This window comes from Streptomyces sp. NPDC048288 (assembly GCF_043201555.1).
In the GTDB taxonomy this organism is placed as follows: Bacteria; Actinomycetota; Actinomycetes; order Streptomycetales; family Streptomycetaceae; genus Streptomyces.
In genome coordinates, this window is sequence record NZ_JBICZD010000001.1 from 463,094 (window position 1) to 489,506 (window position 26,413).

The 26,413-nt window shown below is 70.2% G+C and carries 24 protein-coding genes; 9 read left to right on the plus strand and 15 right to left on the minus strand.

Features of this window, described 5'->3' with window-relative positions:
- Window positions 1–39: 39 nt before the first annotated feature.
- Window positions 40–3,057 carry a beta-galactosidase gene (locus ACGFZS_RS01945; protein WP_393793489.1) on the minus strand — a complete coding sequence of 1,006 codons (3,018 nt, stop codon included), beginning with the start codon at window positions 3,055–3,057 and terminating at the stop codon, window positions 40–42.
- Between the two features lie 73 nt (window positions 3,058–3,130).
- Here ACGFZS_RS01945 and ACGFZS_RS01950 point away from each other — a divergent pair, with 73 nt between their 5' ends.
- Window positions 3,131–3,589, plus strand: a complete 459-nt coding sequence (locus tag ACGFZS_RS01950; RefSeq protein WP_355710832.1) for an Rrf2 family transcriptional regulator — start codon at window positions 3,131–3,133, stop codon at window positions 3,587–3,589.
- Between the two features lie 202 nt (window positions 3,590–3,791).
- Window positions 3,792–4,451 carry a DUF4360 domain-containing protein gene (locus ACGFZS_RS01955; RefSeq protein WP_393793490.1) on the plus strand — a complete coding sequence of 220 codons (660 nt, stop codon included), beginning with the start codon at window positions 3,792–3,794 and terminating at the stop codon, window positions 4,449–4,451.
- A gap of 159 nt (window positions 4,452–4,610) precedes the next feature.
- Here the strand turns inward: ACGFZS_RS01955 and ACGFZS_RS01960 are convergent, their stop codons facing one another.
- The gene (locus tag ACGFZS_RS01960) at window positions 4,611–5,597 is read right to left on the minus strand and encodes a GlxA family transcriptional regulator (RefSeq protein ID WP_393793491.1); all 987 of its coding nucleotides are present in this window, start codon (window positions 5,595–5,597) and stop codon (window positions 4,611–4,613) included.
- A gap of 65 nt (window positions 5,598–5,662) precedes the next feature.
- Between ACGFZS_RS01960 and ACGFZS_RS01965 the strand changes: the two genes are divergently transcribed.
- On the plus strand, window positions 5,663–6,340 hold the full coding sequence (locus tag ACGFZS_RS01965; RefSeq protein WP_393793492.1) for a Type 1 glutamine amidotransferase-like domain-containing protein: 678 nt from the start codon (window positions 5,663–5,665) through the stop codon (window positions 6,338–6,340).
- Between the two features lie 12 nt (window positions 6,341–6,352).
- On the opposite strand, the gene ACGFZS_RS01970 is transcribed toward ACGFZS_RS01965, so the two are convergent.
- Both ACGFZS_RS01970 and ACGFZS_RS01975 read right to left on the minus strand, forming a co-directional pair.
- The gene (locus ACGFZS_RS01970) at window positions 6,353–6,925 is read right to left on the minus strand and encodes a HutD family protein (protein ID WP_393793493.1); all 573 of its coding nucleotides are present in this window, start codon (window positions 6,923–6,925) and stop codon (window positions 6,353–6,355) included.
- 56 nt (window positions 6,926–6,981) lie between these two features.
- Window positions 6,982–7,479, minus strand: a complete 498-nt coding sequence (locus tag ACGFZS_RS01975) for a hypothetical protein (protein WP_393793494.1) — start codon at window positions 7,477–7,479, stop codon at window positions 6,982–6,984.
- A 59-nt stretch (window positions 7,480–7,538) separates the two neighbouring features.
- On the opposite strand from ACGFZS_RS01975, the gene ACGFZS_RS01980 reads away from it, so the two are divergent.
- Window positions 7,539–8,030, plus strand: a complete 492-nt coding sequence (locus tag ACGFZS_RS01980; protein WP_393656269.1) for a hypothetical protein — start codon at window positions 7,539–7,541, stop codon at window positions 8,028–8,030.
- Here the strand turns inward: ACGFZS_RS01980 and ACGFZS_RS01985 are convergent.
- Window positions 8,002–8,193 carry a DUF397 domain-containing protein gene (locus tag ACGFZS_RS01985; protein WP_393793495.1) on the minus strand — a complete coding sequence of 64 codons (192 nt, stop codon included), beginning with the start codon at window positions 8,191–8,193 and terminating at the stop codon, window positions 8,002–8,004. The genes ACGFZS_RS01980 and ACGFZS_RS01985 overlap by 29 nt on opposite strands.
- Window positions 8,190–9,152: a Scr1 family TA system antitoxin-like transcriptional regulator gene (locus ACGFZS_RS01990; protein WP_393793496.1), complete on the minus strand. Its 963-nt coding sequence runs from the start codon at window positions 9,150–9,152 to the stop codon at window positions 8,190–8,192. Before ACGFZS_RS01990 ends, ACGFZS_RS01985 begins: the two co-directional genes overlap by 4 nt.
- Between ACGFZS_RS01990 and ACGFZS_RS01995 the strand changes: the two genes are divergently transcribed.
- The gene (locus ACGFZS_RS01995) at window positions 9,151–9,615 is read left to right on the plus strand and encodes an ATP-binding protein (protein ID WP_393656263.1); all 465 of its coding nucleotides are present in this window, start codon (window positions 9,151–9,153) and stop codon (window positions 9,613–9,615) included. The genes ACGFZS_RS01990 and ACGFZS_RS01995 overlap by 2 nt on opposite strands.
- A 41-nt stretch (window positions 9,616–9,656) precedes the next feature.
- Here ACGFZS_RS01995 and ACGFZS_RS02000 read toward each other — a convergent pair whose 3' ends face one another.
- Window positions 9,657–10,415 carry an intradiol ring-cleavage dioxygenase gene (locus tag ACGFZS_RS02000; RefSeq protein WP_393793497.1) on the minus strand — a complete coding sequence of 253 codons (759 nt, stop codon included), beginning with the start codon at window positions 10,413–10,415 and terminating at the stop codon, window positions 9,657–9,659.
- Between the two features lie 202 nt (window positions 10,416–10,617).
- Here ACGFZS_RS02000 and ACGFZS_RS02005 point away from each other — a divergent pair, with 202 nt between their 5' ends.
- The 4 genes from ACGFZS_RS02005 (at window position 10,618) to ACGFZS_RS02020 (ending at window position 15,769) form a co-directional block, all read left to right on the plus strand.
- Window positions 10,618–11,580, plus strand: coding sequence for an arabinan endo-1,5-alpha-L-arabinosidase (locus ACGFZS_RS02005; RefSeq protein ID WP_393793498.1), 963 nt, complete (start codon window positions 10,618–10,620; stop codon window positions 11,578–11,580).
- A 146-nt stretch (window positions 11,581–11,726) separates the two neighbouring features.
- Window positions 11,727–12,647, plus strand: coding sequence for a UTP--glucose-1-phosphate uridylyltransferase (locus tag ACGFZS_RS02010; protein ID WP_393656257.1), 921 nt, complete (start codon window positions 11,727–11,729; stop codon window positions 12,645–12,647).
- Window positions 12,648–12,947: 300 nt separating this feature from the next.
- Window positions 12,948–14,111, plus strand: coding sequence for a 4-hydroxybenzoate 3-monooxygenase (locus tag ACGFZS_RS02015; RefSeq protein ID WP_393793499.1), 1,164 nt, complete (start codon window positions 12,948–12,950; stop codon window positions 14,109–14,111).
- Between the two features lie 56 nt (window positions 14,112–14,167).
- Window positions 14,168–15,769 (plus strand): methyltransferase, encoded by a 1,602-nt coding sequence (locus ACGFZS_RS02020; RefSeq protein ID WP_393793500.1) that lies wholly within the window; start codon window positions 14,168–14,170, stop codon window positions 15,767–15,769.
- A gap of 180 nt (window positions 15,770–15,949) precedes the next feature.
- Here ACGFZS_RS02020 and ACGFZS_RS02025 read toward each other — a convergent pair whose 3' ends face one another.
- The 8 genes from ACGFZS_RS02025 to ACGFZS_RS02060 form a co-directional block, all read right to left on the minus strand.
- Window positions 15,950–17,590, minus strand: coding sequence for a pyridoxal phosphate-dependent aminotransferase (locus ACGFZS_RS02025; RefSeq protein ID WP_393793501.1), 1,641 nt, complete (start codon window positions 17,588–17,590; stop codon window positions 15,950–15,952).
- A gap of 235 nt (window positions 17,591–17,825) precedes the next feature.
- Window positions 17,826–19,004 (minus strand): aldose epimerase family protein, encoded by a 1,179-nt coding sequence (locus ACGFZS_RS02030; protein ID WP_393656249.1) that lies wholly within the window; start codon window positions 19,002–19,004, stop codon window positions 17,826–17,828.
- 53 nt (window positions 19,005–19,057) lie between these two features.
- Window positions 19,058–20,302, minus strand: a complete 1,245-nt coding sequence (gene mmsB / locus ACGFZS_RS02035; protein ID WP_393540775.1) for a multiple monosaccharide ABC transporter permease — start codon at window positions 20,300–20,302, stop codon at window positions 19,058–19,060.
- On the minus strand, window positions 20,299–21,849 hold the full coding sequence (mmsA, locus tag ACGFZS_RS02040; RefSeq protein WP_393793502.1) for a multiple monosaccharide ABC transporter ATP-binding protein: 1,551 nt from the start codon (window positions 21,847–21,849) through the stop codon (window positions 20,299–20,301). Before mmsA ends, mmsB begins: the two co-directional genes overlap by 4 nt.
- A 43-nt stretch (window positions 21,850–21,892) precedes the next feature.
- On the minus strand, window positions 21,893–23,002 hold the full coding sequence (chvE, locus tag ACGFZS_RS02045; RefSeq protein ID WP_393793503.1) for a multiple monosaccharide ABC transporter substrate-binding protein: 1,110 nt from the start codon (window positions 23,000–23,002) through the stop codon (window positions 21,893–21,895).
- A gap of 62 nt (window positions 23,003–23,064) precedes the next feature.
- Complete coding sequence (locus ACGFZS_RS02050) at window positions 23,065–24,036, minus strand: hypothetical protein (protein ID WP_390970275.1); 972 nt, start codon at window positions 24,034–24,036, stop codon at window positions 23,065–23,067.
- A gap of 113 nt (window positions 24,037–24,149) precedes the next feature.
- Window positions 24,150–25,166 carry an alcohol dehydrogenase catalytic domain-containing protein gene (locus ACGFZS_RS02055; protein ID WP_365690239.1) on the minus strand — a complete coding sequence of 339 codons (1,017 nt, stop codon included), beginning with the start codon at window positions 25,164–25,166 and terminating at the stop codon, window positions 24,150–24,152.
- Window positions 25,163–26,323, minus strand: a complete 1,161-nt coding sequence (locus ACGFZS_RS02060; protein ID WP_359208399.1) for a mandelate racemase/muconate lactonizing enzyme family protein — start codon at window positions 26,321–26,323, stop codon at window positions 25,163–25,165. The genes ACGFZS_RS02055 and ACGFZS_RS02060 overlap by 4 nt, the downstream gene beginning before the upstream one ends.
- Window positions 26,324–26,413 lie beyond the last annotated feature (90 nt).

Genomic DNA, 26,413 nt, shown 5'->3' on the forward strand with positions numbered 1-26,413 from the left:
GCGCGGGGAACTGCGCGATCAGCCCCCCACAACCCGCACCTAACGGCCGGGGGAGTCCACCCCCACCACCGGCACTCCTCCGGCCGCACTCCCCAGCAACTCCAGCCGCACACGCCCCGGCCCGATCTCCGTCGTCCCGTCCCCGAGTACAGCCAGCGCCAAGGTATTGGCTCCCCGAGTCCGCAGAATCCCGTTCGGCAGCACGAACGTGTGCTGCGGCCCCACGTCATTGATGTACTGCCCGAGATTCCACCCGTTCAGGAAGATCTGCACCCGGTACGCCCGCCCAGGGTCGTCCTCCAGGACCAGCCCCACCGACGCGTCGACCCCGTCCGGTACGGCCAGCCGGAAGCCGGTCCGGTACCAGGTGACCCCCATCCCCTTGTCCGCGCGCGGAAGTTCGACGGCCTCCCAGGCACCGTCCGCGAACCCGGGCAGATGCCAGCCCTCCCGTTCGCCGTACAGCCCGCCGTTGTTCTGCGGCCCGCGCACGGGATCCGGGGCGAGAGGCCCCTGGATCCGCCAACTCACCTTGGGAGAGGCCCCCTTGAAGGTCGCGGCGGTCAACCCGCGTGCCGCCTTCTGGGTGTCCACGGACTTGCCGTCCATGTCGTGCTGCATCCGCCGCACCAGCACGGACAGCACATGCGACCGCTGCTCCTTCTCCCGCTCTTTCTCCTTCTCCCGCTCCTTCTTCGACTTCGGCCCGGCGACGGGGAACGCGGCCGTGGCCGTCCAGCTCCCCTGCCGGACCGTCTTCGTGTCCGGCACCGGCATCCGGTGCGACCCCAGCGGCTTGCCGTCCAGCCAGGCCAGCAGCATGCCCTGGGTGCCGGTGCTGTAGGCGAGGGAGACCGACTCCAGGTCGGACAGGTCGCCGTCCACCTGCCCCCGGTACCAGACGTCTCCGTAGTGGAAGCCGTAGTCGTCGGCGAACAGCACCGGCTGCCCGTCCGGCACGGGCGTCGTACTGAACGACGTCTTGTGGTCCGCGACCGTCCACGTGGAGTCGTCGAAGGCCACCGCCGACTCGGGGTTCTCGGCGCTCCGGCGCCAGCCGCCCAGCACCGGCAGCGCCGGCTTCGGCGCCCCCGCCATGTCCGACAGGGCGACCAGGCTCCCGGAGACGCTCACCCGCGTCCGTACCGGCTGCCCGTTCCAGGTGACCGAGGTGATCCCGCGCGGCCCCCAGACCTCCAGGCCGGTCGGGGCGACCGTGTCCCCGGTGAGCCGGACCGTCGACCCGTCGAGCTTCGCGTGGCGCAGCAGCGCCGGGCCGTAGACGAGGAGCGTGCCGGACGGGGTGTCGTACGGGAACAGCCGCAGGGACGTCGCGTCGTCGGCGAAGAGCAGCAGCAGCGGGGTGTCGGACTCGCCGCGCTCGACGAGGACCCGGGTGAGTCCGCCCTGCCCGAGCGGAGCGGTCACGTGCAGGACGCCCTGGTCGTAGACCCAGGCCGCCTCGGCGTCCAGGCGGGTGACGTACGGCTCGGCCGGGCACTCCAGCACGAGGTGGGCCATCTCGCCGTACCGGCCGGTGAACAGGGCGACGTCCTGGCGGCCGGCGGTGAGGACGAACATCGGCTGGGCGGTGGCGTACCGCAGCTTCCGCTTGCCGAGGGAGAGCCCGGTGGTGATCAGCCGGGCGTCGTGCGCCGGGACGGTGACCTCGATGTCGTCGTGTCCGTCGGCGACCACCGCCCGCACGGCGGAGGTCACCTCGCTCGCGCCGTCGTTGCGCAGCACGTAGACGTGCGCCTGGGTGTCGGGGTTGGTGAGGTGGTACGCCTTGAGCCCGTCGACGTGGACGTCCGCCGCGCGGTCCAGTTTCGCGAAGTCCGGGACGCGCTGGAGGAGGTGGCCGAGCTGGTGCATCGGCGCCATCTTCGGGGTGACGTTGCGGGCCTCGTCGATGGCCGCGCCGTAGTCGTACGACGTGTAGACGACCGGTGCCGGGAGCCAGCCCCAGGTGGTGCCGCCGTACGTCATGTAGACGTTGTGGAGGGTGAGGCCGTTGGCGAGGTTGGTGAGGTAGAAGCGGCGTTCGTAGGCCGCGTCGCGGGTGCGCCGGGACTCGGCGTACCCCTTGCCGCCGAACTCGACCCCGCCCCAGGGGTCGAACCAGCCGCCCCCGAACTCGGGCACGAACCCGGGCGTGCGGGGGCTGGCGGTGGCGCCGCCCTTGAGGCCGCCGATCCCGAAGCCGCCCCAGTCCGGCGGGGTCTGGGTGGGCGAGGGGTAGCCGTCGAAGCCGTACAGCCACTTCCCGGACTCGCCGCCGGTGTCGAAGGAGCCGGGGATCCAGTAGCCGTTGCGGCCCTTGTCGTTGTGGAAGAGGGGGACGTCGATGCCGTCGGCCCGCACCTTCTTGTACAGGTGGGACATGTAGGCGGGGCCGCTCGGGTCGGCGACGTGGCCGTCGTACTCGTTCTCGATCTGGTAGAGCAGGACGGAGCCGCCGCCGTCGGTGAGCTGGTGGCGGCGGACGATGCGGTTGACGGCCGTCAGCCACTGGTCGACGTGGCCGAGGTAGGTCGGGTCGGTGGTGCGGGCGGTGCCCTCGGTGGCGGTGAGCCAGCCGGGGAAGCCGCCGGCGTCGACCTCGGCGTTGATGTACGGACCGGGACGCAGGATGACGTACAGCCCGGTCTCGGCGGCCGTACGGAGGAACAGGTCGAGGTCGCGGACGCCGGTGAAGTCGTAGCGGCCGGGCGCGGGGGAGTGGTAGTTCCACGCCACGTAGATGCTGACCGTGTTGTAGCCGTGCGCCCGCATCTTCTCCAGGACGTCCCGCCACAGGGACGGGCTCGGGAGCCGGAAGGGGTGCAGCTCGCCGGACCAGACGACCAGCCGCCTGCCGTCGACGACGAGGGAGTAGTGGTCGTAGCCGATGGTGTGCCGCTCGCCGTCCGCGCCCGGCGGGGCGGGGGCCGGGCCGGTGGGCACACTGCGCGCGGCGTACGCCGAGGGCGCCCCGGGGCCGCCGCTGCCGCCCAGGGCGAAACCGAGCGCGGCCGAGCCGGCGAGGGCACTGAAGGTACGTCTGCTGAGCGCCAAGGGATCCTCCCGGGCGATCTTACGGGGCGCGGGTCCGGTCATTCTGCACGGGCGGACGCCCCACAATGGACCCATGAGGATCTCGGCACGGGCGGATTACGCGGTACGGGCGGTACTGGAGCTCGCCGTACGGCAGGACGGCGGCCCGGTGAAGGCGGAGGAGATCGCCGCCACCCAGGACATCCCGCACAAGTTCCTGGAGGGCATTCTGGGTGACCTCCGGCGCGCCGGGATCGTCGACAGCCGGCGTGGCGGGGGCGGCGGCTACCGGCTGGCCCGGGAGGCGTCCGCGATCACCGTGGCCGACCTGATCCGCGCGGTGGACGGCCCGATCGTCTCCGTACGCGGCGAACGCCCGACGGGCCTGGCCTACACCGGCACCGCCCAGCCCCTGCTGCCCCTGTGGATCGCCCTGCGCGCCAACGTCCGCAAGATCCTCGAAGGCGTCACGGTGGCGGACATCGCGGCGGACGCGCTCCCGGAGCCGGTCCGCGCGCTGGCGGCGGAACCGGCGGCCTGGGAGAACCCGTAGCGGCAGCGGGGCTGTGAAATCCGGTGGTGTGAATGGCCGGAGTTCGCCCTGACCGGTGCGCGTGGGGGTTCCTACGATTCGAGCGCCCCGGCCTTCACAGAAAACTCACAGGTTCTTCAAAGATGAACCAGATGAACCGTGTGGGTCGTGCGTGACGGCCGTGGGTGTCACCCCCCACTCGATCACCGAACTGGAGAAACCAATGAGACGTGGACTCCTGCTCGGCGGGGCGCTCACCGCGCTGCTCGCCGCCGGGCTGCCCGCTCAGGCCCGTGCCTCCTCGTCGCCCGTGTTCGACGACCCGCCGCCGGACAAGATCGTGATCAACATAGCCACGGTCAACGGCTCCGGGTGCCCGGCGGGCACCACCGCCGTCGCCGTCTCCGAGGACAACACCGCCTTCACCGTCACCTACAGCGCCTACCTCGCGCAGGCCGGCGGCAACTCCGACCCCACCGCCTTCCGGCGCAACTGCCAGCTCAACCTGGTCGTGCATGTGCCGCAGGGCTTCACGTACGCCATCGCCAGCGCCGACTACCGCGGCTTCGCGTCCCTGCAGTCCGGCGCCACCGGCACCCAGCGTGCCTCGTACTACTTCCAGGGTTCGTCCAACACGGCCGCCGCCAGCCACCCCTTCAGCGGCCCCTACGACGACAACTGGCAGGCCACCGACACCACCGACTGGGCCCAGCTGGTCTGGGCGCCCTGCGGGGTCCAGCGCAACTTCAACATCAACACCGAGCTGCGCGTGAACGCCGGGAGCGCCAACCCCGGCAAGGTCAGCTTCATGACCATGGACTCCACCGACGGTGACATCAGCACCGTCTACCACATGGCCTGGAAGGAGTGCCCGGCCAAGTAAGTAGCCGGCGGCCGCGGGGTGCTCTCCGCGGGTCCGCCCGGTGTGGTCCTCCCCGCGTCCGTCAGCGCCCGCCGGCCGGTGCCATCGGCCGGCGCGGCGCGTCCGGGTCGGACGGCGACGCGGGGAGGGCCGCACCTCCCCGCGGCCTGGCGGGACCGCTCACCCCTTTCCGGCCGTCGTGGTCCGGAAGGTGTTCCGGTAGGCCTGCGGGGAGACGCCGATCGTCGCGTGCAGGTGCTGGCGCAGGGAGGTGCCGGTGGCGAAGCCGACCTCGGTGGCGATGCGGTCGACGGGCAGGTCGCTGGTCTCCAGGAGATGGCGGGCCCGGTGCACCCGCTGCTGGATCAGCCAGCGGCCCGGGCTGACGCCGGTCTCCTCCTGGAAGCGGCGCGCGAAGGTGCGCCGGCTCATCCGGGCGTGCTCGGCCAGCTCCTGCAGCGCGAGCGGCCGTTCGAGGTTCTCCAGGGCCCAGGCCCGGGTGGCCGCCGTGCCGGTGGCGCCCTCGTCCGGCACCGGCTGCTCGATGTACTGGGCCTGTCCGCCGTCCCGCCACGGCGGTACGACGCACTGCCGGGCCACGCTGTTGGCGACCGCGCTGCCGTGGTCGGCGCGCACGACGTGCAGGCACACGTCGACCCCGGACGCCGCCCCCGCCGAGGTCAGCACATCGCCGTCGTCGATGAACAGCACGTCGGGGTCGAGGGCGACCTGCGGGAACATCCGCCGGAACCGGGGCGCCAGCGCCCAGTGCGTCGTCGCGGGCCGCCCGTCCAGCAGCCCGGCCGCCGCCAGCGCGAACGCCCCCGTGCAGATGGAGACGATGCGGGTCCCGGGCCGGATCCGCGCCAGCGCGGCGGCGACGGGCTCGGGCAGTTCCTGTGCGATCCGCGCCATGTCGTACGGCGGCACGACCACCGTGTCCGCGCTCTCCAGCGCCTCCGGCCCGTGCCCGACCGTGATCGTGAAGTCGGCGCTGGTCGCCACCGTACGGTCCTCGGCCGCCGCGCACGTCACGACGTCGTAGGCGCCGGGCACGCAGGGGAAGACCCGGTTCGGGATGCCCAGTTCGAAGGGGTAGACCCCGTCGAGGGCGAGGACGACGACCCGGTGGGGGCGGGTGGGCAGGAAGTCGATGTCGGCGGACATGGCACGATTCTATCGCTTGCCGCATATCCTGCCATCGAACGGCGACCCTACCCAGCGGGGACTCGATGAAGCTGCTCCTCACCGACTCCGGTGTCACGAACGAAAGCATTCTGGCGGCACTGGTCGATCTCCTCGGCAAACCGATCGCCGAGGCCGACGCCCTCTGCATCCCGACCGCCGGGTACGGCGGCCCGTACGGGGATCCGGGCGGGCCCTGGCGTTTCATCAGCGGCCGGTCCCCCAGCCCCATGACCGGGCTGGGGTGGCGGTCGGTGGGCGTGCTGGAGCTCACCGCGCTGCCCGGCATCGACAGGGAGCGCTGGGTCTCCTGGGTCCGGGCGGCGGACGCCCTGCTGGTGAACGGCGGCGACGCGCTGTACCTGTGCCACTGGATGCGGGAGTCCGGACTCGCCGACCTCTTCCCCTCGCTGCGCGACACGGTCTACGTGGGGCTCAGCGCCGGGAGCATGGCGCTGACGCCCCGCGTGGGGGAGTTCTTCGTCGGCTGGGAGCCCCCCACCGGCGACGACAGCGCGCTGGGAGTCGTCGACTTCTCCCTCTTCCCGCACCTGGACAGTCCGGACTGCCCGGAGAACACCCTGGCCGAGGCGGAACGGTGGGCCGCCGGGATGGCCGGTCCGGCCTACGCCATCGACGCCCGGACGGCCCTCAAGGTGACCGACGACGGCGGCGTCGAGGTCGTCTCCGAGGGGAACTGGAAGCTGTTCGAGCCGGGCGCGTGAACGCGGGCCCGGTCAGCGGCCGGGCCGGGGCACGAGGTCCACGATCGCCAGGACCCCCTCCACGCGGAAGCTGTCACCGTCCCCTTCCGGGAGCAGGACCGCGTCGAGGCGGCCGAGGCGGACCGAGGACCGCTGGAGTTCGGCCGACCCGTCCAGGACGATCGCCAGAACACGGGTCCCGGCAGCGGCCCGTACGGAGGTGTCGGAGCGCACCACGCGGACCCGCGCTGTCATCCCGGCACGCCGCACCATCACGTTGAAGTCGACGATCGGCCCGTCGAGCAGCCGGCACTCGGTGACCGCGTCACCGGCGAAGGCGAACGGCTCGTACGGCGCGTCGATCACGTGCGGGACCTCGTCGACGGTGAGGGCCATGCCCGGTCCGCCGACGACGGTGATGATCCTGTCGACTCCGGGAAACGCGGAGAACGGTCCGCTGGACGCCACGTCGGCCAGGCTGACCCGCCAGACGAAATCGTCCGTCCCCGCGCCCGGCGGATCAGCCGCGACCTGCGATGTCACGCCTCCGCCGTTCTTCCAGGGTGCGGGCGTCCTGTCCTTGGCACGCAGGATCTGCGGTGTCACGTGGTGTCCTTCCGGTTCGCACTGTCAACAGCCGTTTCGTATGCGGGACGACCGCCTCAGAGGGGCTTGTCCAGGCGGATCCGGGTGTCGCAGCCGAGGTCCTGTTGGTGTGTGGTGGAGCCCTGCCGGTAGGTGAAGCGGCAGTCGGTCAGGTCCCCGTGCACGGCTCCGGTCACCTTGACCCGGGCCTCGTAGTACTGGTCCGACTGGTCGTGCGCCGCGACCCGGACCGGACCGGTCCTGACGTCGTCCGTGGCAGCGACGGGTGACGTCCCGATGAGGTAACCGCCGGCGGTGATGTCCACCCGATACCCCGTGATGCGCAGCCCGGCCGGCACATGGACGATCTTCGCGTCGATGACGGTGAGCGGTTTCCCCGTCCTGTTCGACAACGGCGGCATCGCCACCCAGTACTCGTCGCCGACCTGGGCGTGGTCGTTCTCGGCGATCCCGGCCGCTTGCGAGCTGCCGTCCAGAGCCGTGCCCCCGCCGGAGCACGACGTGAGGAGGGCGGTCGTGAGGAGAGCGAGCAACGCCCGTCTTCGATGTCTCATGCGGCGATCATCGCACCGCCGATGTGGGTGATGATGGGCAGGTGGCAAGGGGGGACACAGTGGTGAATACGGTCCGGTACGCGCGGGTGGTCGGCGGTGCCGTCGCGTTCTTCGTCGGCCTGTCCGGGTGCGCGGGGAACGCGGAACCCTGCGGCGGTGTCGGTGTGGTGGCCCAGGTCGGCGTGTTCTTCGCGCAGGACGGCTACGACGGTCTCGCCGGCGCCTCCGTCCGGCTCTGCGCGCACGGCAGGTGCGTCGAGGACCGGATACCGGCCGAGGACGTCACGAGCGTCCGTCTGCCGCTGCCGGACGACATCGGCCCCGACCTCGGCACGGTCCGCTTCCGGGTCACCCGCAAGGGCAGCACGAAGCCCTTCATCGACGCGTCCACCGACAAGAGGCTCAGCCACCAGTCCGACGGCTGTGGCGGCGGCGCCTACAGCGGGGCGCTCGCCTTCACCAAGGAGGGCGGCCTGACCGCCACGGTTCCCAAGAGCGTGTCGGATGCCTGGATCAAACAGGTCAGGGCAGGCGCTTCCCGGCGTGCGTGAGGAAGTTGGCCCACGTGGCGGGGGAGAGGGCCAGCTGGGGGCCCTGGGGGTTCTTCGAGTCGCGGACGTGGACGGTGGCGGGGCAGGCGGCGACCTCGACGCAGTCGCCCTCGCTGCCGCTGCTGTAGCTGCTCTTGAACCAGGTCAGTTCGGACGTGCTCATAGCGCTCCTCGCATCTGCTCCAACAGGGCCCTGGAGTCCCGGAGGTTGAGGGCCTGCGCGCGCAGTTTTCCATATCGCTGGTGGAGGACGCTGATCTCCTTCGGATCGGCGATGAGGCGGCCGTTCTTCTGCCCTTCCGAATAAGCGAACCACTGATTCTCGGGAGTCTCAAGCAGCTGCAACGGGCCGTCCAGGCCTGCGTGTGTTGGCTGCCGCAGCGGCATGACCTGGATCTCCACGTTCCGATGCTGGTCGATCACCTCCAGCAGGTGGTCGAGCAGCTCTCGTGTCACTTCGTCGCCGCCCGTTCGTCGCTCCAGCAGGGCCTGCTCGACGATGAAACTGAATGCGCACGGCCGCTCCCGCCGGGTGGACAGCAGATCCTGTCGGGCCGCGCGTGCGGCCACCCGATCGTCCAGTTTCTGATCGTTGGGGATCGGCGGAACGCTCAGGAAGACCGCCCGCGTGTAGGCCTCCGTTTGCAACAGGCCCGGCACGACCCGGCATTCGTAGGTGTAGAGGCTGATCGCCGTCGCCTCCATCCGCGCCCACCGCCGAAACCAAGCCGCCAACCCCGGTTGCCGCGCCACATACCCCGCCGCCCGCCGTAAGGCCCCCGTGTTGCCGAGGGCCTGCTCGGCCGCCTCCACGAAGGACTCGTCCGGCATGCGGCGGCCCAGCTCCACCGATGCCACCGTGTGTTTGGAGAACCGCACCCGCTCCCCGAACTCCTCGCGGCTCAGCCCCGCATGCTCCCGCAGTGCCTGGACCACCGCCCCGAAAGTCCGCAGACTGTCCGACGACTCCGGCTCGACTCCATCGCCCACGTAGGCCACCTCCCGCCCCTCATGGTGACGGCCCGTGAGCAGTACGGTCCAGTCGGTGACCGTGTACGCGCCGTCGGCGTACGCGGCGATGACCTGGAGAAGTGCCCGTTCAGGGGGCCAGATTGGGGGCATGGACGCTCCCCCCACCGCGGTCACCGTCAGTCGAACACTGGCCCAGCGGCTCAGTGCCACCCCGCGGGGTGCCCGGCTCGCCCGGCATCTCGCCGTCGCCCAACTGCACGCGTGGGGAGGGGTGTTCGCGGCGCCTGATGTCATCGACAAGGTGTCCGTGATCGTCGCGGAGCTGGCCGCGAACGCGGTGACGCACGGGCGGGTGCCGGGGCGGGACTTCGAGTTGCGGGTGTCGGTGGTGACGGGGAGCGTGCGGGTGGAGGTCACCGACACCCGGGCGGAACGGCGGCCGCCCGCACCCGGCGTCGTAGCACCGCAGGGGGTGCTGGACGACGGCGGGCGCGGGCTGGTGCTGGTGGACGCGCTGGCCGACCGCTGGGAGGTGGTGGAGCGGGACTGCTGTGGCGCACCGGGCAAGACCGTACGGGCCGAGGTGGACCTGCCCCTCCGTCGCAGACCCTGAGCCGGGCCCCGGGGGACGCACCTTCCCCGGGGCCCGCGGTGTCAGCTGGAGACGCCGAGGGTGAGCGTGCCGGTGTAGCCGGCGGAGGTGGAGCCGGTGACGGTCATGAGACCCGAGGAGGCGCCTCCGTCGTCGTAGATCCCGTCCTGGGCGAGCGTGGTGCGGGTGACCGTGTTGGTCGAGTAGGGCGAGACCGCCGCGACCGCGGTCGTGATGGTCTCGTTGATGAAGAGCTGGCCGGTGTGCAGGGTCGACCCGCCGGTGAAGGAGCCGTCGGAGGTCAGGGTGACGCCGGTGTGGACCTTCACGTGGATGTGGACGCAGCGGCCCCGGTACCAGCCCGGGTAGATCGTGGTGATGTTGGCGACGCCGCTGGAGTTGGTGAGCACGCCACCGCGCAGGAAGGTGCCGTCGTCGGCCTCGTTGTGGCCGTTGTTGCCGACGTACCCGGAATACTCGCCGAGGGCGTCGCAGTGCCAGATCTCCACCAGCGCGTTGGGGATCACCGTGCAGGCGGAGTTGACGACGGTGAGGGCGAGCTTGAGGGCGATGCCCGCCTTCCCCTCGGTGACGTCGGCGCGGACCAGTGCGCCGTCGAGGTAGTAGGGGCCTTCGGTCATCTCCTCCGTGAGCGTGCAGACCGCCGCGGCGGCGGCCGGCTGGAGGTCGGGGGCGGCGGCTGCCGCGGGGGCCTCGGTCGAGACCGCTGCGCCTACGGCCAGGGCAGCGGCGGTCGTCCCGGTGGCGACGAGTACGGTACGGCGTCCGACGGAGCGGGCGCCCTCTGAGGTGTCTGTCATGGACACGGCACCGTAGGAACGGTTGCTGTTCGCAAGCTGTCAGTTGGGCAAAGTGAGCGTCAGTCAAGTCTTCTGTTGAGACAGGTGAGTTGACACGTGACCCCCGTGAGAACCGTTGACGGCAAAACGATTCGATTCTACGGTCCGTCCGAATTGGCGATCGCTGTTCGACACCTCGGACAATTCATGAAGGAGGCTTCGCGTGAGCCGCACCCGCACCGCACTCCTCGCCCTCCCCGCCGCGATCCTGCTCGCCCTGGTCCCGACGAGCGCGTCGGCGTACCCCAACCCGGGCACGGTCACCGGTGACGTCGTCGTCCACGACCCGACGATGATCCGTACCTCCGCCGGCCGCTACCTGCTGTATTCCACCGGCGGCGGCCTCGCGTACAAGACGTCCACGAACCGCGTGGCCTTCACGGCGGGCTCCGACGCGTTCACCACGAAGCCGAGCTGGTGGTCGACGTACGCGACGGAGGCGTGGGCGCCGGACATCTCGTACCACGGCGGCAAGTACCTGATGTACTACGCCGTCTCCACCTTCGGCTCCAACACCTCGGCCATCGGATTGGCCGGTTCCGCAACGGGCCTGCCGGGCTCCTGGTCGGACTACGGCATCGTCTACACCTCGACGTCCGCCAGCGACTACAACGCCATCGACCCCAACCTGTTCGTGGACGGCGACGGCAAGTGGTGGCTGTCGTTCGGCAGTTGGTGGACCGGCATCAAGATGATCCGTATCGACCCGTCGACCGGGAAGCAGTACTCCGGCGACACCACCCGCTACTCCCTCGCCGCCCGCCCCACGGGCAGCAAGGCGGTCGAGGCGCCGTACGTCGTCGAACGCAACGGCTACTACTACCTCTTCGCCTCCTACGACCTGTGCTGCCAGGGCACCAGCAGCACCTACAAGGTCAAGGTGGGGCGCGCGACCTCGGTCACCGGCCCGTACTACGACAAGAGCGGCGTCGCGATGACGAACAACGGCGGCACGGCCGTCCTGGAGTCGCACGGCGCGGTCATCGGCCCCGGCGGTCAGTCGATCATGAACGACACGGACGGCGACCTGATCGTCTACCACTACTACGACGGGAACGACAGCGGCACACCCAAGCTCGGCATCAACCTGCTGGACTGGAGCACCGGCTGGCCGGTGGCCTACTGAGCGCACCGGGCGAAGCCGGGACGTCGTTCCGGCTTCGCCCGGAAAACGGCCTGGTGACAGCTTCCGTACGGCTTCCGTTTCCCGACCGGCACAGGGCCCGTTGGTAGCGTCGGCGGACACCGTGCCGTCCGACCGAGAGAGACCTGATGTCGCCGACGATCCGCAGGGCCGTGATCCCCGCCGCCGGACTGGGCTCCCGCCTGCTGCCGCTGACCAAGGCCACGCCGAAGGAGATGCTCCCGGTCGGCGACAAACCGGTGATCGAGCACACCGTGCGCGAGCTGGTGGACTCCGGGATCACCGACATCACCATCGTCGTCTCGGGCGGCAAGAGCCTGATCCAGGACCACTTCCGGCCCAACCCCGGGCTCGTGGACCAGCTGCGCGCCGACGGCAAGACCGCCTACGCGGACGCCGTCGAGGAGGTCGCCGAGCTGGCCCGCAAGGGCCACATCACCTACCTCGACCAGTACGGCCCATACGGCAACGGCACCCCCGTGCTGAACGCCGCCCGCTCCTTCGGCGACGAGCCGGTCCTGGTGCTCTGGCCGGACGACGTGTTCGTCGCCGAGGTCCCGCGCGCCCAGCAGCTGATCCGCGCCTACGAGCAGACCGGCTGCCCGGTCCTGGCCCTGCTGCCGATGGACCCCGCCGACTCCCAGCGCTACGGCGTGCCCATCGTCAAGGAGGACCTCGGCGACGGCCAGCTGCGCATCACCGGCCTGGTCGAGAAGCCCGCCCCGGCCGACGCGCCCTCCCCGTACGCGGCCATCGGCGGCTATGTCGTCACCCCCGGCATCATCGACGAACTGCGCGAACAGACCCGCCGCTGGTACGAGCACCGCACCGGCGAGGTGTACCTGACCGACGCCATCAACGCCTACGCCACCAGCCGGGCCGTGTACGGGCAGGTCATCCAGGGCCGCTGGTACGACACCGGCAACCCGGCCGACTACCTCGTCGCCCAGATGGCCTTCGCCCTCGCCCACCCCGAGTACGGGCCCGTGCTGCGCGGCCTGGTGCGCCGGCTCGACGGGGAGCCGGAGGGCACGCCGGATACGGTATGATCGTTTCAGAGCTGGTCGCCTTAACTTCCGGTGGCTGGTGCTGCGTTGGTGGTCCAAGGAAAGACGCCCCGCTTCCTGCGGGGAAATGCAGGTGCAAGGCCTGCCCGGCGCTCGATCCGGTGCCCGTCCGCGTTCTCAGCGGACGGGCACCGTGCTGTTTGGCCCGAGCCCGCGCCCGCGTTATCGATCTTCGCCTCGAACAGAAACCCTTTAGGGGTAATTGATCCATTTCGGCCGCTTATATCCGAGATGTGCCTGATAGGAAACCTCCTGGTTGGAAGGCGACTCCCAGGGGCGGGCATGGCAACAGCACAGGTCGGTGTAGTGATTCTCGGCGCCGGCCCCGCGGGGCTCGTCCTCGGGAACCTCCTGCTGGAGCGCGGCATCGACTGCGTGATCCTGGAGCGGCGGAGCCGCGCGGCGGTGGAGGGCCGGGCCCGGGCCGGGTTCCTCGCGGCCCACTCGGTGCGCGTGCTCACCGAGCACGGCCTGGCGGCCGGCCTGCTCGCCCGGGGAAAGACCCACACCACCTGCCTGTTCCGCAGCGACCGGGGCGAGTTCACCCTGGACTACGGCAAGCTGGGCCAGGGCGAGGCGCACACCGTCTACCCCCAGCAGGAGCTGGTGCGGGACCTGGTCGCCGAGTACCTGCGGCGCGGCGGCGAGATCCGGTTCGGCGCCGAGGCCGCGGGGGTCACCGGGGGCACGGTGCGGGTGCGCGGGGGCGCGGACGTCACCGGGCGGTACGTCGCCGGATGCGACGGACACCGGGGGAGCGGCCGAGCCGCGCTGACGGCCCGCGGCGTCCGCACCGCCCGCCGGGACAACGGCGTCTCCTGGCTGGCCGTGCTGGTCGCGGCCCCGCCCAGCCTGGAGGCCGTCGGATACGCCCTGCACGAGCGCGGGTTCGCCGGCCACATGGCCAGGACCGCCACCGTCACCCGGTACTACCTCCAGTGCCCGCGCGGCACCGACCCCGCCGACTGGAGCGAGGACCGGATCTGGGACGAGCTGGTGACGCGGATGCGGACCGCCGAGTTCGGGCCGCTGCGCGAGGGCACCGTCCTGGAGAAGGCGGTCGTCGACCTGCGCTCCGACGTGCTGGCGGTGCCGGGCGTCGGGCGGCTCTGGCTGGCCGGCGACGCCGCCGGGCTCATCAGCCCGTCCGCCGCCAAGGGCGCCAACCTCGCCGTCCTCCAGGCCGAGTCGCTCGCCCGCGCCCTCGAAACGGCCCTGGCCCAGAACGACCGGATCGGCCTCGCCCGCTACGCCGCCGACTGCCTGCCCCGCGTCTGGCGGGCCCACGAGTTCTCCCACTGGATGAGCGGCCTGCTGCACGGCCCCGCCGGTCCGGACGACGACGAGGCCCGCTACGCACGGCAGTTGCAGTACGCCCGCCTGGAGAGCCTGCGCACCTCCCGCGCCCACCAGGACTTCTTCGCCGAGAACTACACCGGCATCTGACCCCCGGGGACCGAGCTCCCCGGTTCTCCCTTCCCCACGATCATCAGGAACCCTTCATGAACCTCTCCGTCGTACAGCCATGTCTGACGGAAGCCGACCTGGAACGGATCGGGCACGCGGCCGACCACGTCCGCGCCCACGACACCGACCGGGTCCTCACCGACCTGCTGCCCGCGCTGACGTCCGACGAACGGGCCGACGTCTCGCGCCATCTCGTCTACGACCACACGGCCGTCCTCGTCTTCCCCGCCACCCTCGACGGACTCTGCGACGAACTGCGGCGCGCCGGGATGGAACCGGGGGCCGTCAGGGCGAGCGTGATCGTCCGCGACCGGGTACGGCGGCGCTACGGCGCGGTCCTCGGCGACAGCCCCGTCGGGATCGTCCATGTGCCCGTCGGCGGGCGGACCGTGGAGATCTTCGCGCTGCCGGTACCGCCCGGCTCCCCGCTGGAGGCGGTCGCCGCCGACGAACGGGCCGCCGGCCACGAGTCCCACCACGCCTTCGCGGTGACCGCGCCGGGCCCGGTGATCCCGGCCGGACTGCGCACCCTGCTGACGGAACGCGGTGGAGCGGTCCCGGACGGCGGCGGCCACAACAGCCACGAGAACGTCACCGTCCTCTACTTCCGCGCCCCCGACCACCGCCGCTTCGAACTCCGCCTCCCCGGCCGCCACGATCCCGTCCCCGACCCCACCCTCGCCCTCCTCGGGGTCATGACCGGCGCCTGGGCCACCCAGGCCGTCCGCACCATGGCCGAACTGGGCCTCGCCGACCACCTGGCCGACCACCCCGACCTCGCCACCCTGGCGCGGCGCACCGGCACCGACCCCGACGCCCTGCACCGCCTGCTCTGCTACCTCACCGCACTCGGCCTGCTGACCTCGTCCGACGGCACCTACCGCCTCACCGCCCTCGGCGAACCCCTCCGCACCGGCACCGAGTTCTCCCTGCACCCGCTCGCGCTGCTCTACGGCGGCCTGTTCTACGACTCCTTCGCCGGCCTGCCGTACGCCGTACGCAGTGGGCAGGAAGCTTTCGCCCACCGCTACGGACAGCACCACTTCCCCTACTTCGCCGCCCACCCCGAACTCGGAGACCTCTTCCACCGGGCGATGGCCGCGAGCGCCGAGATGTTCCTCCCGGTCCCCGACCTCTTCGACTTCTCCGCCGCACGCCGCGTCATCGACATCGGCGGCGGCAACGGCGCCCTCCTCGGCCGGGTGCTGCGCGCCCACCCCCACCTGGAGGGCGTCCTCCTCGAACGCCCGGAAGCCCTGGAGGCGGCCCGGCCGGCCCTGGCCGACCTGACCGGCCGCGTCACCTTCCTCGCCGGCGACTTCACGGAGGGCGTCCCGCCCGACGGCGACGTCTACTTCCTCTCCCGCGTCCTGCACGACTGGGACGACGACCGCTGCCGCACCATCCTCCACCGCTGCGCCGACGCCATGCGCCCGGGCGCCCACCTCCTCGTCGTGGAACGCCTGCTGCCCAGCACCACCGCAGCGGCCTGGGACATCCACATGCTCTGCAACGTGGGCGGCCGTGAACGAGAAGAGGCCCACTACGGACGCCTGCTGGAGGAGTCAGGCTTCAAACAGGCAGCCTGCCACCCGCTTCCCTTGGGAGCCTCACTGCTCCACGCCGTGCGGGTGTAGGGCCCCGTCAGGGGCGCGGGGCCGCATCGAATGTGCGGCTACCGCCGCGCGGGCGCGACCGGCGACGACGCCCTTCCACGCCGTCCGGCAGAAGCGCCCCGTCAGGGGCGCGGGGAACTGCGCGACCAGCCACAGACAGCCCGCACCCGGCCGCGCACGGAACCCCTACGGCGCTCGGCGTCAGCCGACCTGACCCATCCCCGCCGCATTCGGCCAGCTCTGGGCGTTGGGCCACCCGGTGGCCGCCGCAGGCGACAACCCGGGCGCCTGGGCGGGGGCGGGAGCCGTGGCCCCCCGCACCTGCGCCGCGGTCAGCCCGCCCCGCGCCGGTACCCCGGGCGGGGTCGGTCCGGGCTGCGGCGCCATCGGCATCTGCATGGGCGGCGCCGGCGCCTGCTGCATCATCGGCTGCGGCACCTGCTGCATCATCGGCGCGGCCGCCGGCATCGGCATCCCGACCGGCTGACCGCCGACGGGGAGCGGCATGCCGACACCGGCGGCCGGAGCCGCGGCGAGCCCCGGCCCCATGGCGGGGGCCATGGCCGGTGCCATGGCGGGAGCCGCGGCCAGACCCGGGCCGGGCATCGCGCCCACGGCCTGCGCGAGCTGCATCCCGGCCCCGTTGGTCTCGCTGACCAGCCGGTCCACCGCCGCCGTACCCGAGCTGTAGCTGGTCCCATTGCCCAGCTCGGGCACGGCGGCTCCCCTCCTGGTCCCGTAGAGCACCTGTTCCATGGCGGACACCAGGCGACGTACGTCCACTTCGGGGCGCACCACGAGACGCAGGAAGCGGCTGGACGAACCGATCTTGTTGCCGCACTCGCGGACCAGGATCCGGTGCTCGGTGAGCATCCGGTCCCGGACCACGGTGCCCTCGGCGCCGACGGGAAGGCGCACGAAGAGGAAGTTGCCCTGCGAGGGGTAGACGGTCAGACCGGGCAGCGTGGCGAGCTGGCTGGCCATCTCCAGGCGGTCCTTGCGGACCTGCAGCAGGCTCTGCGCGTACTCGGCGCCGTGCTCCTTGAGCATGAAGACGACGTACTCGGCGAAGGCGTTGAGGTTCCACTTCGGCAGCATCGAGCGGACCTTGCCGGCCAGCGAGGGGTTGGCGACCATGTAGCCGAAGCGGATGCCGTGCAGGCCGAAGTTCTTGCCGAGGCTGCGCAGCACGATGACGTTCGGCCGGATCATCGCCTCCTGGACGACGCTCGGCTCCTGCTCGGCGTCGGCGAACTCCAGGAACGACTCGTCGATGACGATCAGGTCCAGGTCGGCCATGGCGTCCATGAACTGCACCAGGGCCTGCTTGTGGATGAAGCCGCCGTCGGGGTTGTTGGGATTGCAGATGACGGCGACCTTGGTGCCCCGCTTGCGGATGAACTCGGCGTACTGCGCGAGGTCCAGGACGAAACCGTTGGACTCCTGGAGCGGGAACATGTCGACCCGCTTGCCGGTCTCCATCGGCTGGTCGGTCCAGCGGCCGAACGTGGGGACGGGGATGGCGAGGGACTCGCGGACCAGCAGGTGGTCGATCCAGGTGATCAGCTCGGTCGACCCGTTGCCCATGGCCACGGCCTGCGGCGGGAGCTGGAGGAGGTTGCACAGCTCGGCGGTGATGGTGTCGGCGCTGCTCGGGTAGAAGGTGATGATGTCCTTCAGCCGGGCGGACATCGTTTCCATCATGGCCGGAGTGGGGAAGTAGGGGTTGCAGGGGATGCAGAAGTCAACCGGCCCGGTCCCGTCGCCTCCTTCGCGCGCCAGCGCCGCCATCGACGGGCTGTGAGCACCGCTGCGGAACAACGAGGTGACGTTGCCGGCCATTGAACCTCCGTATGAGGCGGGCCCGTTGGGGACGTCCGGGCCCGTCGTCCAGGGTGGCCCGCGCGGGGGAGCACGGGCCGCCCTTCAATACGGAGACAGCTGATCCTCTGTTCAACGGGTGTGAAAAAAGTGTGAGTTTACGTTTCTTCTTGTTATCCGGCTGTGCAACGCCCCTGAAAGGCGAGCGGGGAACTGCGCGACAGGCCCCTTACCGGCCGCACAGTCCCCCACAACCTCAGGCGTCGAACGAATGAACCGTCCGAGTCCTGTAGACCTGCCCCGGCCGCAGCACCGTCGACGGGAAGTTCGCGTGGTTCGGCGAGTCCGGGAAGTGCTGCGTCTCCAGGCAGAGCGCGTCACCCTGGCGGTAGGTCTTCCCACCTGTGCCGGTCAGCGTCCCGTCGAGGAAGTTGCCGGAGTAGAACTGCAGCCCCGGCTGGTCGGTCGCTATCTTCAGCGTGCGGCCGGAGCGCGGCTCGCGCAGCGTCGCCACGTGCTCGGGCTTGGCCGTGATCCCCTTGTCGAGGGCCCAGTTGTGGTCGTAGCCCTTGGCCTGCACCTGCTGGACGTGCGCGGCGCGGATGTCCCGGCCGATCGTCTTCGTCTCGCGGAAGTCGAACGGCGTGCCGTGGACGGTGGCCAGCTCACCGGTGGGGATCAGCCCGGAGTCCGTCGGCGTGTACTTGCCGGCCGCGATCGTCAGCTCGTGGTTCTCGATCGTGCCGCTGCCCTCGCCGCCCAGGTTCCAGTAGACGTGGCTGGTGAGGTTGACGACCGTGGCCTTGTCGGTGGTGGCCTCGTAGTCGATGATCCACTCGCCGTGCCTGGTGAGGGTGTACGTCACCTTCGCCTTGAGCGTGCCCGGGTAGCCCATCTCGCCGTCGACGCTGGTGTAGTGCAGGTGCAGGCCGACGTCCGAGCCCTTGGTGAACGGCTCGACGTCCCAGACGTGCTTGTCGAAGCCCTGGGTGCCGCCGTGCAGGCTGTTCACGCCGTCGTTGACGGACAGCTGGTAGGACTTGCCGTCCAGGGTGAACTGGCCCTTGGCGATGCGGTTGCCGTAGCGGCCGATGAGGGCGCCGAAGTACGGGGTCTTCGCGACGTAGTCGTCGATGTTGTCGAAGCCCAGCGAGACGTTGGCGTAGCGGCCGCGCCGGTCCGGGATCTCCAGGCTCTGGACGACACCGCCCCAGTTGAGGACCTTCAGCCGGGTGCCGCCGTTCTCCAGCGACCAGCGGTAGATCTTCGTGCCGTCGGCGAGCTTCCCGAAGGACTCCTTCACCGGCTTCCTGCCTCCCGAGGCGGCCTCGGCGCCCGCCGCGGCAGCGGCTGATGTCGCTGTCGTGCCGAGGGTGGTGGCGGCGATGCCCGCCGCCGCGGCTCCTGCGATGACCGTGCGTCTGTTCAGTTCCATGTGCGGCTCCTGCAAATAGGAGGGGCCCCGCCTTTCGGCGGGGCCCGCGCTGACTACGAACCGGACTTGCGCTTGTTCCACACGTCGAAGCCGACCGCCGCGAGCAGGGCGAGGCCCTTGATGACCTGTTGCCAGTCGGTGCCGACGCTGAGGAGGTTCATGCCGTTGTTCAGCACGCCGAGGACGAGACCGCCGATGATGGCGCCGAGGATGGTGCCGACACCGCCGCTCATGGAGGCGCCGCCGATGAACGAGGAGGCGATCGCCTCCAGTTCGAAGCCGTCGCCCGCCTTCGGCGAGGCCGCGTTCAGCCGGGCCGCTACCACCAGGCCGGCCAGGGCCGCGAGCACGCCCATGTTCAGGAAGACGTAGAAGGTGACCTTCTTGTCCTTGACGCCGGACAGCTTGGCCGCCGGCAGGTTGCCGCCGATCGCGTAGATGTGCCGGCCGAAGACCGCGTTGCGCATCACGTAGCCGTAGCCGACGACCAGCGCGCCCAGCACGATCAGGACGATCGGGGCGCCCTTGTAGCTGGCGAGCAGCATGGTGAGGACGAGGATCGCGGCGACCAGCGCGGTCAGCTTCAGCAGGAACAGCCGGGTGGGCGGCACGTCGAGGGCGAACTCCTGCTGGCGGCGCCGGTCGCGGAACTCCTGCCAGACCACGGCGGCGATCAGCACGATGCCCAGGAGCAGCGTGATGTTGTGGTAGTTGGTGTGCGGGCCCACCTCGGGGAGGAAGCCGTTGCCCAGGTTCTGCAGGCCGTTCGGGAACGGGCCGATGGTCTGGCCCTGGAGCAGGATCTCGGTGAGACCGCGGAAGAGCAGCATCCCGGCGAGGGTGACGATGAACGACGGTATGCCGAAGTAGGCGATCAACACACCCTGGGCGGCGCCCGCGAGGGCACCCATCACCAGGCACATGACCAGCGCGATCGGCCAGGCTATGCCGTGATTGACCGTCAGCACGGCCGCGAAGGCGCCCACGAACGCCGTCAGCGAGCCGACCGACAGGTCGATGTGCCCGGCGATGATCACCATCATCATGCCGATGGCGAGGATCAGGATGTAGCTGTTCTGCAGCACCAGGTTGGAGACGTTGCGCGGCAGCAGCAGGTCGCCGTCGGTCCACACGGCGAACAGGGCGACGATCAGACCGAGCGCGATCAGCATGCCGTACTGGCGCATGTTGCGGCGCAGCCCGTCGAGGACCAGCTGGAGCAGGTTCCCGTCGGCGGCCGATCCGCTCTTGCCCGGCGGCGCGGGCGCCGGGCTCTTGGCGGTGACATCCGTGCTCATCGCGTTACCTCTTTGTCCTTCGTCATATGGCGCATCAGCACTTCCTGCGTGGCCTCGGCCCTGGGCACCTCACCGGTCAGGCGGCCCGCGGCCATGGTGTAGATGCGGTCGCACATGCCGAGCAGTTCGGGCAGCTCGGAGGAGATGAAGACGACCGCCTTGCCCTGGGCGGCGAGCTGGTCGATGACCGTGTAGATCTCGTACTTGGCGCCCACGTCGATGCCGCGGGTCGGCTCGTCCAGGATCAGCACGTCAGGACCCGCGAAGATCCACTTGCTGAGGACGACCTTCTGCTGGTTGCCGCCCGACAGCTTGCCGACCGGCTCGAAGACCGTCGGCGCCTTGATGTTCATGGACTTGCGGTAGCCCTCGGAGACCTGCCGCTCCTCGTGCTCGTCCACGATCCCGCGCCTCGCGACCTTCTTCAGCGCGGTCAGCGAGATGTTCCGGTTGATGGTGTCGATGAGGTTGAGGCCGTAGTGCTTGCGGTCCTCGGTGACGTACGCGATGCCGTGCCCGACCGCCTCGGCGACCGACTTGGTACGGATCTCCGTGCCGTCCTTGAGGACCGTGCCGCCGTCGTAGCGGCCGTAGGTCCGGCCGAACACGTTCATGGCGAGTTCGGTGCGGCCGGCGCCCATCAGGCCCGCGATGCCGACGATCTCACCGCGCCGGACATGGATCGACACGTCGTCGACGACCTTGCGCTCGTGGTCGATCGGGTGCCGCACGGTCCAGTCGCGGATCTCCAGGGCCGGCGCCGCGTCCTCCTCGCCCTCGTACGCGGTGCGTTCGGGGAAGCGGTGGTCCAGGTCGCGGCCCACCATGCCCGAGATGATCCGCTCCTCGGTCGTCTCCTCCGACTTCACGTCGAGGGTCTCGATGGAGTGGCCGTCGCGGATGATCGTCACCGAGTCGGCGACCCGGCGGATCTCGTTGAGCTTGTGGGAGATGATGATCGAGGTGATGCCCTGGTTCTTCAACTCCAGGATCAGATCCAGGAGTTTGCCGCTGTCCTCGTCGTTCAGAGCCGCGGTCGGCTCGTCGAGGATGAGCAGCTTCACCTTCTTCGACAGCGCCTTCGCGATCTCCACCAGCTGCTGCTTGCCCACGCCGATGTCGGTGACGCGGGTCTCCGGGTGGTCGTCCAGACCCACCCGGCGCAGCAGCTCGGTGGCGTGCCGCAGGGTCTCCCGCCAGTCGATGAACCCGCCCTTGGCGTGCTCGTTGCCGAGGAAGATGTTCTCCGCCAGCGAGAGGTACGGCGACAGCGCCAGCTCCTGGTGGATGATCACGATGCCGCGCTGCTCGCTCGCCCGGATGTCACCGAACTTGCAGAGCTCGCCCTCGAAGAGGATGTCCCCCTCGTAGGTGCCGTGCGGGTGGACGCCGGAGAGGACCTTCATCAGGGTCGACTTGCCGGCGCCGTTCTCCCCGCAGATGGCGTGGACCTCGCCCTGGCGGACGGTCAGCGTGACGTCCGACAGCGCCTTGACGCCGGGAAAGGTCTTGACGATCGAGCGCATTTCCAGGACGGGTCCCGCCATGGTCTGCCTTCCAATCAGTGCTTGTCGATCAGGGGTCGGCGGATTACTTGAGCTCGGCGTCCGTGTAGTAGCCGCCCTTGACCAGGACGTCCTCGTAGTTGGTCTTGTCGACGCTCACCGGCTGCAGCAGGTAGGCGGGGACGACCTTGGACCCGTTGTCGTACGTCTTGGTGTCGTTGACCTCGGGGGTCTTCTTGTTCAGGACGTCGTCGACCATGGTCGCGGCGACCTTGGCGAGCTGGCGGGTGTCCTTGTAGACGGTCTGCGTCTGCTCACCGGCGATGATCGACTTCACCGAGGCCAGCTCGGCGTCCTGACCGGTGATGACCGGCAGCGCCTGGCTGCCGGAGCCGTAGCCGTCCGACTTCAGCGCGGCGATGATGCCGATCGAGATGCCGTCGTAGGGCGAGAGCACCGCGTCGACCTTGGCGGACTTGTAGGAGGAGGTGAGGATGTCCTCCATGCGCGACTGCGCGGTCGCGCCGTCCCAGCGCAGCGTGGTGACCTTGTTCAGCGCGGTCTGGCCCGACTTGACCACCAGCTGCTTCTTGTCGATGTACGGCTGGAGCACGCTCATCGCGCCGTTGAAGAAGTACTTGGTGTTGTTGTCGTCGTTCGAGCCGGCGAACAGCTCGATGTTGAACGGGCCCTTCTTGCCGCTGTCCAGACCCAGCTTGTGCACGATGTACGTGCCCTGCTCGACGCCGACCTTCTCGTTGTCGAAGGACGCGTAGTAGTCGACGTTCTTGGTGCCGAGGATCAGCCGGTCGTAGGCGATGACCGGGATGTTGGCGTCCGCGGCCTCCTGGAGCACGTTGTTCAGGGACTTGTTGTCGATGGCCGCGATGATCAGGCCCTTGACGCCCTGCGTGATCAGGTTCTCGATCTGGGAGACCTGGGTGTCCGGGTCGTCCTCGCCGTAGACCAGCTTGGTCTTGTAGCCCTTGGACTCCAGGTTCTTGACGACGTTCTTGCCGTCGGCGATCCAGCGCTCGGACGACTTCGTCGGCATCGCGATGCCGATCGTGCCGCCCTTGGCGCTGCCGCTGTCCTCCTTGCTGCCGCCCTCGCTGCTCTGGCCGCAGGCGGACAGGGTCAGTGCGAGGGAGGCGGCCCCGGCTATGGCGGTCAGTGCAGCTCTGCGGTTGCGCATGTGATCAGTCCTGTTCGTCTCGTCGTTGAGAGGGGCTGTGCTGGGTCTGGTCCGTCGGCGGTTCAGGCGTCGGCGGGGAAGCGGTTGAGCGGGCCGGGCAGCCGGGAACCGAGCGGCGCCATGTCGCCGTCCGCGCCGTGCCGGGCGAGCAGGTCCAGGGCGAGGCGGCCGCGCCGCACCCGCTCCCGGGCGGTGTCCAGGGTCACGTCCCGCAGATGGGTGCCCCACGGGTAGATGCCGGGAGCCTTGGACAGACCGAACTTCAGGTAGAGCGGTGCGCCGCGCCGGATCAGCTCGGCGACCTCGTACATCCGGATGTAGCCGCCGAGGTCGTCGGGGGCCTCGATGTACATGTCCATGGGGGCGCCGGAGACCCGGCGGATCTCGGTGAGGTGATCGAGCGTCAGATCGCTGGGCACGTTGAGCGAGTCGGCGCCGAGACGCTCGTACACCGCGTAGGACGCCGGGTTGACCGGGCCGATCAGCGCAGACACCTTCAGCGTGGTGTCCGCCGGGATGATCCCGGTCTCGCGCGCCCGGTGCAGCGTCCACAGCACGCCCTCGTCGGCGACCAGCAGGCACTTGACGCCCAGCTCGGTGGCGCGGACGGCGTCCTCGACACAGCCGGCGACGGCGTCGTGGCCGCGGGCGCGCAGTCCGGCCCCCCGCGAGTCGGAGCGCACCGAGCCGCCGATGTCCCAGGTGCCGCGCGGGCCGGTGAACAGGCAGAGCTCGATGTCCCGTTCGCCGGTGGCCTCGACCATCTCGGTGATCTCGGCGTCGGTGAGCATCCACACGCCGCTGCCCTGGCTGATCCGGTGGATCGGCACGTCCAGGCGGGAGGACTCCTTGAGGACGACGGCCAGCGCCTCGGGACCCTCGCAGGAGGGGATCTCGGTGCGCCACTTGCCGCCGCCCGGGAAGCTGTGGGCGGAGGCGTCGGCGGGGTCGAGGGCGGGCGCACCCAGACCGAGGGCGGTGAGCGCCTGCTCACCGGGTCGGCGGGCCGCCGTAACGGAAGCGTCGGTCGTCACAAGCTGTCCTTCGTGTTCGGTATTTCGGACAAGGTTCGCGGCTCGGGGTAGCGAAAAGACTTGGTGGTACGCCGGCCACGGCGAGGTCAGGTCACGCCGCGGCCGGCGTACGACTAGGGGCGGAGCAGCACCTTGCCCACCTTCGGATCACCGGCCCCCACCAGCTCGATGGCGTGCGGGAACTCGGTCAGCGGCAGCTCGTGCGTGACCAGCGGCAACGGGTCGAGGAGACCGGCCCCGAAGACCCGTACCGTGTGCGACCAGGCGTCCGGCGGCGCACCGAAGACGGTGTGCACCTCCAGCTGCCGTACGACGAGGTCGGTCGGGTCCAGGCCGTCGGCGCCCGCGGCCGGGATACCGGTCAGGACCAGGCGTCCGCCGCGCCTGAGCAGGGAGGCGGCGGTGCGCGCGGCGGACGCGGACCCGGCGGTCTCGATCACGACGTCGAAGTCGTCGGGCAGTTCCTGGTCCTTCGTACGGAAGTCGGTCGCCCCGAACTGCCGGGAGAGCGCCTCCCGGTCGTTCCGGGTACCGACGACGAGCAGTTCGCCCGGCGAGACCGCCCGCAGGAACTGCACGGCGAACATGCCCAGCGTTCCCGTGCCGACCACCGCGACCCGCTCGCCCGGCTGCGCGTTGCCCTTGAGCGCGGCCGCCGCGATACAGGCGGCGGGCTCAAGCAGCGCGGCCGCCGTGAGGTCCGCGTCGTCCGGAAGGACGTGCAGCAGCCGGGCCGGCAGGGTCAGCGTGGCGGCCATGGCACCCGGCTGGGTGAACCCGGTCTCCTCGTACCCGTCCGTGCACAGGGTCGTCTCGCCGGCATGGCACCGGTCGCACACCTGGCAGTTCCGGAAGCCCTCGCCGACGACCTTGCGGCCGACCAGGCCACCGGGCACCCCGGCGCCCACCGCCCGTACCGTCCCCGACCACTCGTGGCCCGGGGTCAGCGGGTAGCGCACATAGCCCTCGGGCCGGTTCCCCTGGAACACCTCGCGGTCGCTTCCGCAAATCCCGACCGCGTGCACGGCGACCAGCGCCTCGCCCGGACCGGGCTCGCGGGGCGTGTGCTCCTCGACCCGCTGGACGCCCGGCGCCTCGACGACGACCTGGGAGGCGGGGGAGGCGCTCACTTCGACGTCCCCTTGGGCTTGCGCTGCTCCCAGCCGTCCGCCCAGAGGTCGAAACGGGCCTGCTGCTGCGGGAACTCCGCCGCCGCGTCGGCGTCGAACTCGACCCCGAGACCGGGCTCCTCGGACAGGTGGAAGTACCCGTCCACGACCTCCGGCGCGCCCTTGACGACCTTCTTGATCTCGGCGTCCGCGAAGTCGTTGAAGTGCTCCAGGATCTTGAAGTTCGGGGAGGTGAACCCGACCTGGAGGGAGGCGGCGGTCAGTACGGACCCGCCGACGTTGTGCGGGGCGACCAGCACGTAGTGCGTCTCGGCGGTGGCGGCCAGCTTCCTGGTCTCCCAGATACCACCGATATGGCCGACGTCCGGCTGGATGATGTCCACGGCCTGGCTCTCGAAGAGCTCGCGGAACTCGATGCGGTCGTGGATGCGCTCACCGGTGGCGACCGGGATGTCCACCTTGGCGGCGACCTTCTCCAGCGCCTTCAGGTTCTCCGGCGGGCAGGGCTCCTCCAGCCAGGCCGGCTTGAAGGGGGCCAGCTCCCTGGCCAGCCGCACGGCGGTGGCGGGGGAGAAGCGGCCGTGCATCTCCAGCATCAGCTCGGCGTCGGGCCCGATGGCGTCCCGCACGGCCTCGATCAGCGACACCGAGTACAGCGTCTGCTCGTGGTCCAGCTCGAAGTGCCCGGTGCCGAAGGGGTCGATCTTCAGCGCCTTGTACCCGCGCTCGATCACTCCTTGGGCTGCCTTGTGGTACGCCTCGGGCGTTCGCTCGGTCGTGTACCACCCGTTGGCGTACGCCTTGACCTTGTCGGTCACCTTCCCGCCGAGCAGCTGCCACACCGGCACGCCCAGCGCCTTGCCCTTGATGTCCCAGCAGGCCATCTCGATGACGGCGATGCCGGACATGACGATCTCGCCCGCCCGGCCGTAGTCGCCGTACTTCATCCGGCGCACCAGGTCTTCCACGGCGAACGGGTCGGAGCCCAGAATGTGATTGGCCTCGGCCTCCCGCAGGTAGCCGATCAGCGCGTCGGTGTGACCGAGCATCCGGGTCTCGCCGACTCCCGTGATGCCTTCGTCGGTGTGCACCTGGACGTAGGTCAGGTTGCGCCACGGCGTCCCGACCACGTGTGTGCTGATTCCGGTGATGCGCACGGCAGTTGCCCCTCAGCTGTTCGAGATTTCGTCACACGTTCGAAATGCTGGCGTGACAGTAAGGACGGGGCGGTCTAGGTGTCAATGGGT